Origin of the sequence: Microbacterium sp. oral taxon 186 str. F0373, from assembly GCF_000411455.1 — a bacterium.
Classification (GTDB): domain Bacteria; phylum Actinomycetota; class Actinomycetes; order Actinomycetales; family Microbacteriaceae; genus Microbacterium.
This window is the reverse complement of record NZ_KE150457.1, coordinates 2,011,512-2,023,552: the sequence shown is the minus strand read 5'-3', so window position 1 is coordinate 2,023,552 and position 12,041 is coordinate 2,011,512. Positions and strand designations below refer to the sequence as shown.

The window sequence follows — 12,041 nt, the reverse complement described above, 5'->3', positions numbered from 1 at the left end:
GCACGCGGCCCCCGCACCACGGGTGCGGTGCCGATCAGTAACCCGAGAAGGCGTCCGTCGTGAGTGTCCGAGCCTTCTCGAGGGCGGGGGCGAGATCCGCGATGAGACGCGGCGGACCCGACACGTAGGCATGCCGCGACGCGAGATCGGGCACCATCTGCAGCAGTCCCGCGGCATCCAGACGGACGCCCTGCGCCCACGTCCAGTGCCCGGGAAGCGTGTCTGGCTCGGTGCGAGTGAAGACGATCACCGGAATGCGGGCGTGTTCGAGCTCGTCGCGAAACGCGAGCTCTTCGGCATCCGCGGCGACGTAGACGAACACCACGTCACGCTGCTCCCCCGACAGGCGCAGGTGGCGCAGCTGCGAGACGAAGGGCGTGACGCCGATGCCGGCGGCGACCATGAGCACCGGCGCCGACGCGCGCGCCGGCAGGACGAAGTCGCCCCACACGCCGGTCACCGCGAGCTGCTGGCCCGGCTCGACGAGCGCGAGCGCCTTCTTGTAGCTGGACTGCGATCCTTCGCGCAGCGCGATGCGCACCTCCGGCAGCTCCTCCGGGGCCGAGACGATGCTGAACTCCCGGCGCGTGCCACGCGCATCGGGGCGGGGGTGCGGCACCTCGAGCTCGAGATACTGCCCCGCGATGAAACGGAAGCGCCGTTCCGCCCGGAACGACAGCTCGCACACGGTGGGCGTGAGGGCGACACGTTCCTGGAAGGTGAGGCGCACCGCCGTACGTAGGGCGAAGACGAAGGCGATGAGGTTGCCGACCAGCAGCGCGCGCTCCTGACCGAGACTGACGTCGCCGACGTCGACGGGCCAGCCGGCGAGGACGCCGACCACCGCCGCGACCGCGAACTGCTGCCACCGGCGCGGGGGCAGCGTCAGCGGCTCGGAGAGCATGAAAGCGCCGAGGAACAGGAACGGCGACGACCAGAGGATGTTCCAGAACACCGTCCCCGCATCGAGTGCGAGCCCCGCCTGCTGGTACTGCAGCGTGGTGCGCACGAAGGCGACCGCCACCGCGACGACGAGGAAGAGCGCGATGATGCGCACCTTCTCGGTGCGAACGAGCACGACGAGGCCGAGCAGGATGACGGGTCCGGCGAGCAAGGGGGAACCCACCCACCATGCGGACGAGCCCAGGTCCGGCAGCCACACGCTCAACACCGTGAGCACCGTCGCGCCGACCGCAGCGGGATTGAAGATGTGGCGTCCCTGCCAGACCAGCAGGTACTTGGATGCCGAGGCTACGAGTCCCGCGACGGCGATGCCCACGAGCGCCGCCGGCTCCACCGTAGAGCGCAGGACGAACAGCAGGATCAGCACGGTGACGAGCGACGACTCCCACCGCCAGTCCTTGCCGAGCACGCGGTGCGCGATCGCATCGGTCGCGGCACAGACCAACGCGAGCACGAGGAGGGTAACCAGCAGCTCCCACGGCGAGGGTCCGACCGCTCCCGCGAAGGACAGCACGAGAGCGATCGCGGCCAGGACGACGAGCGCGAGAACGACCAGGCGGTACATCGATACGCGACCGAGCAGCGCCAGGGCGCGACTCCATGCCGCGGTGAGTGAGCTCATCACAGGAACAACTGTGCCTTACTGTCGGGCGACCACTCCACGCGGCCGTCGGTGATCATACGCACCCACGCCGCGGCGTGAGCGTCGGCGAACGCGGGTCCGCCGTCGAAGAAGAGCGCGGTGGCGGCGGCATCGGCGGTCATGGCATCGGCAGCGACCACCCACGTCGCGGCGATCATGCGCACCGGCTCTCCGGTGCGCGCGTCCAGCACGTGATGCAGTCCCCCGCCGTCCGCGGCCGGCCAGGCGCGGCGCTGGATCGCGGACGCGCAGAGCGCGGCATCCGTCACCCGCCACACCCCGATCGCGCGCGTCGGGTCGAAGGGGTGCTCGAGTGCGATCGTCTCGCTGCCGCGCAGAGCGATGTCGCCGCCGGCGTCGACCGTCACCGCACCCTCCACGTGCGCCGCGACGCGACGCAGCACGCGGTCGGCGAGGCGCCCTTTGCCGAGCGCTCCGACATCGATCGTCGCCGGCGTGCGCAGGGTGAGCCGATCGCCGCCCCATGTCAGCAGCTGCGACCATCCCGCCGGAGCGGCTTGCGCGCCGTGGTCCACGAGCCCGTACTGGGCGTCGTAGCCACGGCGCGCGAGCGCGTCGCCGATGAGCGGGTTGACGGCTTCGGCCGTGGCCTCGCTCAGCGCGAGGAACAGATCCAGCATCGGCGCCGCATCGACGGGCGCCGGGATGGATCCTGCCGCCGTCGCGAGCGCGGCGATCTCGGCATCGGGCCGAAATCGCGACCACGCGCGGTCGAACGCGTCGATCAGAACACCGACCTCGGAGCGCACCGTGGCGGACAACTCCACGGCCGTGTCGATGCGCCAGCGCGTGCCGATCGCCTCGAACTCCCAGCGGAAAGCGGGGGGCGTGGACGAGTCGGGCGCGTCGGGCGCGGTCACGCCTTCGCTTCGGTCTTGATCTCTTCGATCGCCTTGTTGAATCCACCGCTGGTCAGCGACGAACCGGCGACGCGCGACACCGAGATGTCCTCGATCTTCTTGCCGACGACCTCGGAGCTGATTCCGCCGATGAACTGGCTCTGATACTGCTTCGACTCGCTCTTGGTCGGATTTCCGCTGACCTGCACGTCGGTGATGACATCGCCGGCGAGCGTGACCGTCACCGAGATGGTCTCGACCGACTCGGGGGTCGCGTACGAACCGTCGGCCGAGTAGGTGCCGTCCTTGTACACGCTGCCGGCGGCGGCGGCCCCGGTGCTGCCGGTGGCAGGAGCCGAGGACGCCGTCGAGGGGGTGGACTCGTCGGCAGGGGCGGTCGACGGCGACGCGGTGCTCGTCGTGGTGGCCGAGCAGCCCGCGAGGGCGATCATTCCGAACACCGAGGCGGCAGCAGCGCCGGTGCGGACGGAACGGGGTACGGCGGTGGTGCGGATCATGATGGTCCTCCTTCTGTCGTGCCCTGCCGCTTCAGATGCGGGGGGGGACGCATCGCGATGGCGCTTTCCACGCTAGCGGCGCGCTCGGACGAGACCCCTGCGTTTTCCTATGCATTCGCATTGAGAACCGGGCGGCTGCGCAGCGCCTTGAACACCTCTACCGCGAGGAACACGGCGCTTCGGCTCAGGCAGAAGGTTGGGCCCGGTGACAGCATGTCGGGCTCGCGCGTCGTCCGCCGTCAGGCCGTCCTCTCCGACGCGAAGCAGGCGGCGAACCTCCGCGACGTCAGCGGCGTGCGGGGCGGCAACGGTGAGTTCGACGTCGGCAGCAGCGTGGGCGCTCATACCGCGATCCGAGGAGGCGCGCTTCGCCGCCGCGGGTGCGATCGCCAGGATGACGTCCGGCGACGCTCACGCCGCCGCGACCGGGGGCGGCGGGCTCAGGCGGCGCCGTCGAACATGCTCGTGACGGAGCCGTCCTCGAAGACCTCTTTGATCGCGCGCGCGAGCAGCGGAGCGATGGGAAGGATCGTGAGCCCCGGGAAGCGCTTCTCGGACGGCAGAGGGATCGTGTCGGTGACGACGACCTCGTCGATCGCGGCATCCTGCAGACGCTCGGTGGCCGGCGCGCTGAACACCGCGTGCGTCGCCGCGACGATGACCCGCTCGGCGCCGTTGGCCTTCAGCGCCTGAGCCGCCTTCACGATCGTGCCGCCGGTGTCGATCATGTCGTCGACGAGGAGGCACACGCGGCCATCGACGTGCCCCACGATCTCGTTGACGGTCACCTGGTTCGCGACGTTCGGGTCGCGGCGCTTGTGGATGATCGCGAGGGGCGCCCCGAGCGAGTCGGACCACTGGTCGGCGACACGCACGCGACCGGTGTCGGGCGAGACGACCGTGAGCTTGGCACGGTCTTCGACCGACAGGCTCTTCTGGAAGTAGTCGAGCAGCACGGGCTTGGCGAACAGGTGATCGACGGGACCGTCGAAGAACCCCTGGATCTGAGCGGCGTGCAGGTCGACGCTCATGACGCGGTCGGCGCCGGCCGTCTTCAGCAGATCGGCGACGAGGCGAGCGCTGATCGGCTCGCGGCCGCGCCCCTTCTTGTCCTGCCGCGAATACGGGTAGTACGGAGCCACGACGGTGATGCGCTTCGCGGAGGCGCGCTTGGCGGCATCCAGCATGATCAGCAGCTCCATGAGCCACTCGTTCACCGGGGGCCCGAAGGACTGGATGATGAACGCGTCGCAGCCGCGGATCGACACCTCGAAGCGGGTCAGGATCTCGCCGGACGCGAAGGTGCGGTGCTCGGTGGGCACCAGCTCGGTGCCGAGCGCCTGGGCGACGTCATGCGACAGGGTCGGATGCGAGCTGCCGCTGGCGACGACCAGACGCTTCTTGGTCTTGGCGACGAGTCCGGGGGCGATCCCGCGCTCGACGTCCAGGTCAACCGTGTGCTTCTTGCGCGCCATGGTCCGCTTCCTGTGCAGTGCGGGAACGTGCGGCAGCCGCGGCCGCGGCCGTTCCCGGTCGGTGGTTCTCGACCCACCCCTCGACGTTGCGCTGGGGGGCAACGCTCAAGGCGAGAGCTCCGGGCGGGACGTCCTTCCGGATCACCGCACCGGCACCGGTCTTGGCGCCATCTCCGATCCTAACGGGCGCGACGAAGACGTTGTGCGAGCCGGAGTGCACCTCGTCACCGATCTCGGTGCGATGCTTGGCGATGTCGTCGTAGTTCGCGGTGATCGCGCCGGCGCCGAGGTTGACGCCACGTCCGATCGTCGTGTCGCCGATGTAGGACAGGTGGGGAACCTTGCTGCCTGCGCCGATGGTGGAGTTCTTCGTCTCCACGAACGTTCCGATCTTGCCTCCGTCGGCCAGCACGGTACCCGGCCGCAGATAGGCGAACGGTCCGACCGAGGCGCCCGCCCCGATGACGGCGAGAGTCGCATCAGTGCGGCGGACGACGGCGTTCTCGCCCACCTCGCAGTCCTCCAGCGTCGTGTCGGGTCCGATCGTGGCGCCGGCAGCCACGGCGGTGGCGCGCAGGATGTGAGTGTTGGGCAACACCGTCACGTCGGGCGCGAGGGTCGCGGTGACATCGATCCAGGTCGTCGCCGGATCCTGAATCGTGACGCCGTCGAGTTGCCACCGGCGCACGGTGCGCGCGTTGAGCAGGCGCCCGGCCTCGGCGAGCTGCGCGCGATCGTTGACGCCGAGCGTCAGCGAGACGTCGGAGACGACGGATGCCGTGACGGCGAGCCCCGCGGTGCGGGCCAGGCCCACGACGTCGGTCAGATACTTCTCGCCCTGCGCGTTCTGGGTGCCCACACGCGCCAGCTGCGAACGCAACATCTCCGCCTGGAAGACGTAGACGCCCGCGTTGATCTCGGTGATCGCCGCTTCCGCGGCCGTGGCGTCCTTCTGCTCGACGATGCGCTCCACGCCGCCGTTGGTGGCGCGCACGACACGGCCGTAGCCGGTCGCGTCGTCGAGCACGGCCGACAGCAGTGTGATCGCAGCCCGGGACGAGCGGTGGTCTCGGATGAGGGCGCTCAGCGTCTCGGCATCGAGCAGGGGGACGTCACCGGAAAGCACCAGCACGTCGCCGTCGAAATCGGGGACGGCGTCCAGGGCGACTTCGACGGCGCGACCCGTGCCCGGGATCTCGTCCTGGTCGACCACGACGACCTCGGGCGAGATACCGGTCACCGCATCGGCGACGAGATCCCTTTCGTGCCGGACGACGACGAGAACGTGGGCGGGCGACAGGTCGCGCGCCGTGTCGAGAACGTGCCCGACGAGGGGGCGGCCCCCGATGCGGTGCAGCACCTTCGGCAGCGACGAGCGCATCCGCGTACCCTGCCCCGCGGCGAGGATCACGACGGCGAGGGACGCATCCAACCTGTTCTCTGTCATGCTCCGCCGCCAGGATTCGAACCTGAACCTCACAGCTCCAAAGGCTGTCGTGCTGCCGTTACACTACGGCGGACCGCACCCCACGAGACGGCGGGTGTGCCGCTCCAGTCTGCCAGTCCCGACCCCGGATGACCGCATCGCCGTGCTCAGGCGAGCATGAGGAAGAGCTTCTCCAGCTCGTCGGCGGTGACGCCGTCTTCCGCGGCTGCACCCTCCGGATCGGACAGACACTCCCGCAGCGCCGTGGACACGATGGCGAAGCCGGCGCGGTCCAGCGCGCTGGAGACGGCAGCCAACTGCGTCACGACGTCGCGACAGGGCTTTCCCTCCTCAACGGCGGCGATGACCGCATCGAGCTGGCCCCGCGCACGGCGCAGACGGTTGGCGATCTTGCGCTGCGCGGCGCCGTCGTGCGCCGTCGCCGCGTCGGATGCGGACACGTTCGTCGTCACCGCCCGAACACGCGGGCGAGGAAGCCGCCGCCGGCTGCCTGCTCGTGGCCGGGGCAGCGCTGGGATGCCGGCACGTTCTTCATCACCTGGTCGACGTGCTGGCCGCAGCCGGCCCACGTCGTCTTGCCGCAGGTTCGGCAGGTCACTGCTGAGCACATGGGAGTTCTCCTGTTCGTTGTTCGTCGGTCGTGCCAGGGAGGGGAAGAGTCCGCGCGCCTCAGACGCGTGTGCGGTCGGAGACGAGCACGGCATCCGCCCGCTCGCCGAGCACGGCGCGCAGCGTCAGCATGCCGCCGGAGAGGGATGCCGAGTCGAAGCCGGCCTGGGCGAGCACGCGGTGCGCGATCGCGGAGCGCACACCCGACTGGCACATGACCCGCACGGGCCGCCCGGCGGCAGCCTCCCGCACCTCGTCGAGCCGGCCGCGCAGCGCGGTGTGCGGTATGGCGAGCACGCCGGGAAGGTGCCCGGTGGACAGTTCTGCGGGTGTACGCACGTCGAGGATCAGCGCGGTCTCGGCGACGGAATCGAGGTCCTGCGCGTACCAGAGCCGCAGGGCGCCGGTGCGGACGTTCTCGCCGACCATCCCGACCATGTTGACGGGGTCCTTCGCAGACCCGTACGGAGGTGCGTACGCCAGGTCGAGGTCGATCAGCTCATCCACCGCCCAGCCCGCACGGATGGCCGTCGCGAGCACGTCGATCCTCTTGTCGACCCCGTCGGCGCCGACGGCCTGCGCTCCCAGCAGCAGGCCGTCACTCCGACGGATGTGGACGACCAGATGGATCTGCGAGGCGCCGGGAAAGTAGCCGGCGTGCTGGCCCGGATGAAGGTGCAGCGTGTCCGCGTCGATCCCGGCTGCGACGAGCGCGGCGCGGTTCGCGCCGGTCATCGCCACCGTCTGCGCACCGACACGGACGATCGCCGTCCCGACGGGGCGCGGAAGCGGACGAGCGTGCTCCGGACGGAGAATCGCGTCGGCGACGAGCCGTCCGGCGCGGTTGGCGGGTCCGGCGAGCGCGACGGGACGCACGGCCCCGGTGACGGCGTCGACGGATGCCGTCGCATCGCCGACCGCGTAGACGTCGGGCAGCGAGGTACGTCCGTGCTCGTCGATGATCATGGCCCCCCGGACGCATGCGACGCCCGCGGCCTCGAAGACCGCCGTGTCGGGACGAACACCCACCGAGAGCACGACGATGTCGGCGTCCAGGCGGGTGCCGTCGTCGAGGACGACGACGTCGCCGTCCTCACCGGATTCGACCGCGGTGGCCGCGGTGCCGGCGCGCACCTCGATGCCGAGCGTCCGCAGTTCCGCGGTCACGAGGGCGGCCAGCTCGTCCTCGAGCGGGGGCAGTACGTGCGGCGCGAACTCGACGACGGTGGTGTGCAGCCCGCGCTGGGCGAGCGCTTCGGCGGCCTCGATGCCGATGAAGCCCGCTCCGAGCACGACGGCACGGCGCGCACCGGCCTGGACGCGATCACGCAACGCGACCGCGTCCTCGACGCTGCGCAGCGTCCGCACCCGCGGCGAGTCCAGTCCGGTGATGGGCGGCGTCGCCGCGGCGGCGCCCGGAGCCAGCACGAGGGCGTCGTAGTGCAGGGTGTCGACACCGTCTGCGCTCATCACGGTCACGGTCTTGGCCGCGGCATCCACCGCCGTCACCTCGTGACCGGGGCGCACGTCGAGCGCGAGAGACGCTTTCAGCGAGGCCGGGGTCTGCACGAGCAGAGCGGATTCATCGGCGATCTCTCCGCCGACGTAGTAGGGCAGGCCGCAGTTCGCGAACGAGACGTGCGCGCCCCGCTCGAGGACGATGATCTCGGCCGCCTCATCGAGCCTGCGCGCACGCGCGGCACAGCTCATGCCTCCGGCCACTCCCCCGACGATCACGATGCGCATCTGTTCTCCTTCTCGAACGCGTGCTCATACGATACCCCCTGGGGTATTTTGACGCAACTCCGAGCGCCGCCGTGACGATAATGGAGGCATGTCCACCGAGCACGACGAAGTCGACCGCATCGTCGGCGCGTGGGGCGCCCAGCGGCCGGATCTCGACTTCTCGCCGCTGGAGGTGCTCTCGCGGGTGGATCGCCTGTCGCGTCATCTCGACCGGGCGCGACGCGAGGCGTTTCGTCGCAGCGACCTCGAACCCTGGGAGTGGGACGTGCTGTCGGCACTGCGACGGGCCGGCGAGCCCTACCAGCTCAGTCCCAAGCAGCTGCTGCAGCAGACGCTGGTCTCCAGCGGCACGATGACGAACCGCATCGATCGCCTCGTCGGACGCCGCCTGGTGCGCCGCGAGGCCGATCCCGGTGACGGACGCAGCGTTCTGGTGACGATCACCGACGAGGGCAAGACCCGCGTGGATGCCGCGATCACACGCCTCGTCGACGCCGAAGCCCTGCTGCTCAGCGTGCTGTCACGCTCCGATCGCGAGCGACTCGCGGGCCTGCTGCGAAAGCTGTCGCTGGGCTTCGACTCCTGACAGCCGGCTCAGCCGATGAGCTCGGAGAGCTCGAACCAGCGCTCCTCCAGCGCAGCGATCTCTGCCTCGAGCTCGCCGATCGCGCGCATCTTCTCGCCCAGCCCCGCATAGTCGGACTGGTCGTGGTCGGCAAGGGCGGTGCGGGCGGCATCCACCTGGGCCGTCAGTTTCTGGATCCGCCGCTCCGCCGCCGCCAGCTCCTTCTGCGCCGCGCGGAGGTCGGCACCGGCCAACGCCGGACCACTGTCACCCTCCGACGTCGCCGCGACCGGCGCCGCCGGCTGATCGCGCTGGGCGGCGCGGAGCCTCAGGTACTCGTCGATTCCTCCCGGCAGGTGCCGTAGGCGCCCGCTCATCACGGCGTACTGCTGATCGGTGACCCGCTCGAGGAAGTAGCGGTCGTGGCTGACCACCAGGAGCGTCCCCGCCCACGAGTCGAGGAGGTCCTCGATCGCGGCCAGCATGTCGGTGTCGAGATCGTTGGTCGGCTCATCGAGGATCAGCACGTTGGGCTGATCGAGCAGGATCAGCAGCAGCTGCAGCCGACGCTGCTGACCACCGGACAGATCCTTCACGGGCGTCGACAGCTGCGCCGAGCTGAAGCCCATGCGCTCCAGCAGCTGGCCCGGCGTGAGTTCGGCCGCCTTGGAGCCCGTCCCGATCGTGTAGCTCGTGCGCAGGCCCGAGATGACCACGCGCACCGGATCGTCCAGGTATTGGTCGAGCTCGTCCATCCGCTGCGTGAGCGTCGCGACCTTCACGGTCTTTCCGCGCTTGACCCGACCGTGGGTGGGCTCGACCGTGCCGGCGATGAGACCGAGGAGCGTGGACTTGCCGGCGCCGTTGACGCCGAGGATGCCGGTGCGCTCCCCCGGCGCGATGCGCCACTCGACGTCCTGCAGCACCAGTCGATCGCCGTAAGTCACGCCGGCGTCGAGCAGGTCGACGACGTCCTTGCCCAACCGGGACACGGCGAGCGACTGCAACTGCACCTTGTCGCGGATCTCGGGGACGTCAGCGATGAGTTCATTGGCCGCCTCGATGCGGAACCGCGGCTTGCTGGTGCGCGCCGGCGCGCCGCGGCGCAGCCACGCGAGCTCTTTGCGAGCGAGGTTCTGTCGACGCTGCTCGATCACGGCCGACTGGCGGTCGCGCTCGACGCGCTGCAGCACGTAGGCCGCGTAGCCGCCCTCGAACGGCTCGACGATGCGGTCGTGCACCTCCCACGTCTTGGTGCAGACCTCGTCCAGGAACCACCGATCGTGGGTGACGACCAGGAGCGCACCCTGGGATGCCGACCAGCGCCGCGTGAGGTGCGCGGCGAGCCAGGCCACCGCTTCGACATCGAGGTGGTTCGTGGGCTCGTCGAGCGCCAGCACGTCCCAGTCTCCGACGAGCAGTCGCGCGAGCGCCACGCGCCGGCGCTGCCCGCCCGAGAGACCGACCACGGGGCCGTCCCAGTCGAGGTCGCCGACCAGGCCGGAGATCACGTCGCGGACGCCGGCATCGCCCGCCCAGTCGTGCTCGGCGCGGTCGCCGACGACGCTCTGGGCGATCGTGAGGGCGTCGTCGAGCGTGTCGCCCTGATCGAGCACGCCCACGCGCACCCCGCCGCGCACGGTGACGCGACCGGCATCCGGCTCCAGACGCCCCGCGAGCATCGCCATCAGACTCGACTTGCCGTCGCCGTTGCGGCCGACGATGCCGATGCGATCCCCCTCGTCGACGCCGAGAGAGACGCCGTCGAAGACGACCTTCGTGGGGAATTCCAGGTGGAGGCCCTCAGCCCCGAGCAGATGCGCCATATCCGCTCCAGGCTACGCGAGAGGTCCCGGCGCTCAGTACCAGAAGCTCAGCCGCGGCGGCACCGTGGAGGCGAACAGCCGTGCGAGCGCGGGGGCGTCGTCGGCGACCAGACGGCCCGCGCGCGCCAGCGTCACGGGCGACACGCCGCCCAGCAGCAGCGCGGACAGCTCGGCCACCCCGAGCGTGACCGTCGGCACGCCGACCGGCGGCTCGTCGACCAGCTCCACCGCGGCGGTGCCGTCGGCATCCGTCGTCAGCAGGAACACCCCGGAGGCGATGCCCAGCGGATCGGCGACGTCGAGCACGACCGTGTCGGCGACGTCGTAGGTGCGCGCCGACAGGGCGGCCGGTACATCGAGGATCCGCGTGTAGTGGTGGTCGCGCACGGTGACGGTCGCGGCCCGCTGGTCGGCGATCATCCACCACAGCGGCTCGTCGACCGACAGTTCGCCGGCGCGCACCGTGGCGATGAGGTCCATCGTCAGCAGGAAGCGCCACAGCCCCGCGTACGCCTCGTCGGTCGCCGCGACCAGCAACAGGACATCGACAGTGGACGCCGCGAAGTCGTGCTCGTTCTCCGTGACCTTGTACAGGGCGACGCCGTCGACGTCTCCCGTTGCGGAGCGGTACTGGACTGCCCGCAGCTCCTCGGCCTTCTCGACGTCGGGTCGGGTGCCGAAGAAGCGGTCCCAGTGCCCACCGGGCATGTCGATCTCACCCGGCGTCTGCGCGCGCACGCGCTCGTGCAGCGCCGCAGCGATCTCACGCCCCTGCGCGCGAGTGACGAAGTCGATGCGTCCCGGCGCGTCGGGGCCCACCCACCGCGCCCGACGGGCGTCGATCGTCCACTGCGCGGCGAGCGCGGCCGGCGCGAAGCCGAAACGGCCGTAGATCGTCGACTCGCTCACGGTGAGGATCGCGACGGGAAGCCCGCGCTCCACGGCGGTACGCAGCTCCCCCGTCATCACCGAGCGCAGGATGCCGCGGCGGCGATGGGTGGGGGCGACGGTCACCGAGCTGATCGCACAGGCCGCAACGGTCCCTCCGGGAAGGGTCAGCTCGGCCGCCCACGAGGCGAAGGTCGCCACCGGCACGTCCGGCTGGGGCGCGGTCTCATCGAACACGCCGATCTTGCGCCGGTACGCCGTGTGCGCGAAGAACGCATCACGCTGCACGTCGGTGCGCTCACCGCCCAGGAAGCCGCGGGAGACGGCCTCCAACCAGGGGTCGGTCTCGGTGCGCAGCGCATCGTCGACCCGACGCACGACGAGCCCGCGGCCGGCGAGATCGTCTGTCATGGTGCGGTCCAGCGACGCATCGTGGTGAGGGTGGCGATCGGACACGCGGTCTCCGTTCGTGAGGACGCTCTTCGGTCGGTGTCTGCCCGA

Annotated in this window: 12 protein-coding genes and 1 tRNA gene; 1 reads left to right on the top strand and 12 read right to left on the bottom strand. The window is 70.5% G+C overall.

The features are described from left to right. Positions 1-34 precede the first annotated feature (34 nt). From HMPREF1529_RS09445 to HMPREF1529_RS09410, 10 genes are all read right to left on the bottom strand, one after another. Positions 35-1,585 carry an FAD-dependent oxidoreductase gene (locus HMPREF1529_RS09445; protein ID WP_016464646.1) on the bottom strand — a complete coding sequence of 517 codons (1,551 nt, stop codon included), beginning with the start codon at positions 1,583-1,585 and terminating at the stop codon, positions 35-37. After that, a complete protein-coding gene (locus HMPREF1529_RS09440; protein WP_016464645.1) occupies positions 1,585-2,487 on the bottom strand; it encodes an FAD:protein FMN transferase in 903 nt (300 codons plus the stop codon). Before HMPREF1529_RS09440 ends, HMPREF1529_RS09445 begins: the two co-directional genes overlap by 1 nt. After that, on the bottom strand, positions 2,484-2,984 hold the full coding sequence (locus HMPREF1529_RS09435) for an FMN-binding protein (protein ID WP_016464644.1): 501 nt from the start codon (positions 2,982-2,984) through the stop codon (positions 2,484-2,486). Before HMPREF1529_RS09435 ends, HMPREF1529_RS09440 begins: the two co-directional genes overlap by 4 nt. Before the next feature lie 72 nt (positions 2,985-3,056). Continuing rightward, a complete protein-coding gene (locus tag HMPREF1529_RS16490; RefSeq protein ID WP_084675234.1) occupies positions 3,057-3,329 on the bottom strand; it encodes a cation-transporting P-type ATPase in 273 nt (90 codons plus the stop codon). 95 nt (positions 3,330-3,424) lie between these two features. Next, the gene (locus HMPREF1529_RS09430; RefSeq protein ID WP_016464643.1) at positions 3,425-4,459 is read right to left on the bottom strand and encodes a ribose-phosphate diphosphokinase; all 1,035 of its coding nucleotides are present in this window, start codon (positions 4,457-4,459) and stop codon (positions 3,425-3,427) included. Beyond that, on the bottom strand, positions 4,434-5,906 hold the full coding sequence (glmU, locus tag HMPREF1529_RS09425; RefSeq protein WP_016464642.1) for a bifunctional UDP-N-acetylglucosamine diphosphorylase/glucosamine-1-phosphate N-acetyltransferase GlmU: 1,473 nt from the start codon (positions 5,904-5,906) through the stop codon (positions 4,434-4,436). Before glmU ends, HMPREF1529_RS09430 begins: the two co-directional genes overlap by 26 nt. Position 5,907: 1 nt before the next feature. Beyond that, a tRNA-Gln gene (locus HMPREF1529_RS09420) sits at positions 5,908-5,979 on the bottom strand. A gap of 73 nt (positions 5,980-6,052) precedes the next feature. Continuing rightward, a complete protein-coding gene (locus HMPREF1529_RS09415) occupies positions 6,053-6,358 on the bottom strand; it encodes a metal-sensitive transcriptional regulator (RefSeq protein ID WP_016464641.1) in 306 nt (101 codons plus the stop codon). Continuing rightward, positions 6,355-6,516: a hypothetical protein gene (locus HMPREF1529_RS16105; protein WP_005052456.1), complete on the bottom strand. Its 162-nt coding sequence runs from the start codon at positions 6,514-6,516 to the stop codon at positions 6,355-6,357. The genes HMPREF1529_RS09415 and HMPREF1529_RS16105 overlap by 4 nt, the downstream gene beginning before the upstream one ends. 59 nt (positions 6,517-6,575) lie before the next feature. After that, positions 6,576-8,261: an FAD-dependent oxidoreductase gene (locus HMPREF1529_RS09410; protein ID WP_016464640.1), complete on the bottom strand. Its 1,686-nt coding sequence runs from the start codon at positions 8,259-8,261 to the stop codon at positions 6,576-6,578. An 88-nt stretch (positions 8,262-8,349) separates the two neighbouring features. On the opposite strand from HMPREF1529_RS09410, the gene HMPREF1529_RS09405 reads away from it, so the two are divergent. Then, positions 8,350-8,847: a MarR family winged helix-turn-helix transcriptional regulator gene (locus HMPREF1529_RS09405; RefSeq protein ID WP_016464639.1), complete on the top strand. Its 498-nt coding sequence runs from the start codon at positions 8,350-8,352 to the stop codon at positions 8,845-8,847. Positions 8,848-8,855: 8 nt separating this feature from the next. Here the strand turns inward: HMPREF1529_RS09405 and HMPREF1529_RS09400 are convergent, their stop codons facing one another. Next, a complete protein-coding gene (locus HMPREF1529_RS09400; protein WP_016464638.1) occupies positions 8,856-10,652 on the bottom strand; it encodes an ABC-F family ATP-binding cassette domain-containing protein in 1,797 nt (598 codons plus the stop codon). Between the two features lie 33 nt (positions 10,653-10,685). Next, positions 10,686-11,951 carry a GNAT family N-acetyltransferase gene (locus tag HMPREF1529_RS09395; RefSeq protein ID WP_016464637.1) on the bottom strand — a complete coding sequence of 422 codons (1,266 nt, stop codon included), beginning with the start codon at positions 11,949-11,951 and terminating at the stop codon, positions 10,686-10,688. Positions 11,952-12,041 lie beyond the last annotated feature (90 nt).

Excerpts from the sequence above, each read along its gene's own strand:
- HMPREF1529_RS09410 (WP_016464640.1), bottom strand. The coding sequence starts at position 8,261 with ATGCGCATCGTGATCGTCGGGGGAGTGGCCGGAGGCATGAGCTGTGCC.
- HMPREF1529_RS16105 (WP_005052456.1), bottom strand. The coding sequence starts at position 6,516 with ATGTGCTCAGCAGTGACCTGCCGAACCTGCGGCAAGACGACGTGGGCC.
- HMPREF1529_RS09435 (WP_016464644.1), bottom strand. The coding sequence starts at position 2,984 with ATGATCCGCACCACCGCCGTACCCCGTTCCGTCCGCACCGGCGCTGCT.
- HMPREF1529_RS09430 (WP_016464643.1), bottom strand. The coding sequence starts at position 4,459 with ATGGCGCGCAAGAAGCACACGGTTGACCTGGACGTCGAGCGCGGGATC.
- HMPREF1529_RS09445 (WP_016464646.1), bottom strand. The coding sequence starts at position 1,585 with ATGAGCTCACTCACCGCGGCATGGAGTCGCGCCCTGGCGCTGCTCGGT.
- HMPREF1529_RS09405 (WP_016464639.1), top strand. The coding sequence starts at position 8,350 with ATGTCCACCGAGCACGACGAAGTCGACCGCATCGTCGGCGCGTGGGGC.
- HMPREF1529_RS09395 (WP_016464637.1), bottom strand. The coding sequence starts at position 11,951 with ATGACAGACGATCTCGCCGGCCGCGGGCTCGTCGTGCGTCGGGTCGAC.
- HMPREF1529_RS16490 (WP_084675234.1), bottom strand. The coding sequence starts at position 3,329 with ATGAGCGCCCACGCTGCTGCCGACGTCGAACTCACCGTTGCCGCCCCG.
- HMPREF1529_RS09400 (WP_016464638.1), bottom strand. The coding sequence starts at position 10,652 with ATGGCGCATCTGCTCGGGGCTGAGGGCCTCCACCTGGAATTCCCCACG.
- glmU (WP_016464642.1), bottom strand. The coding sequence starts at position 5,906 with ATGACAGAGAACAGGTTGGATGCGTCCCTCGCCGTCGTGATCCTCGCC.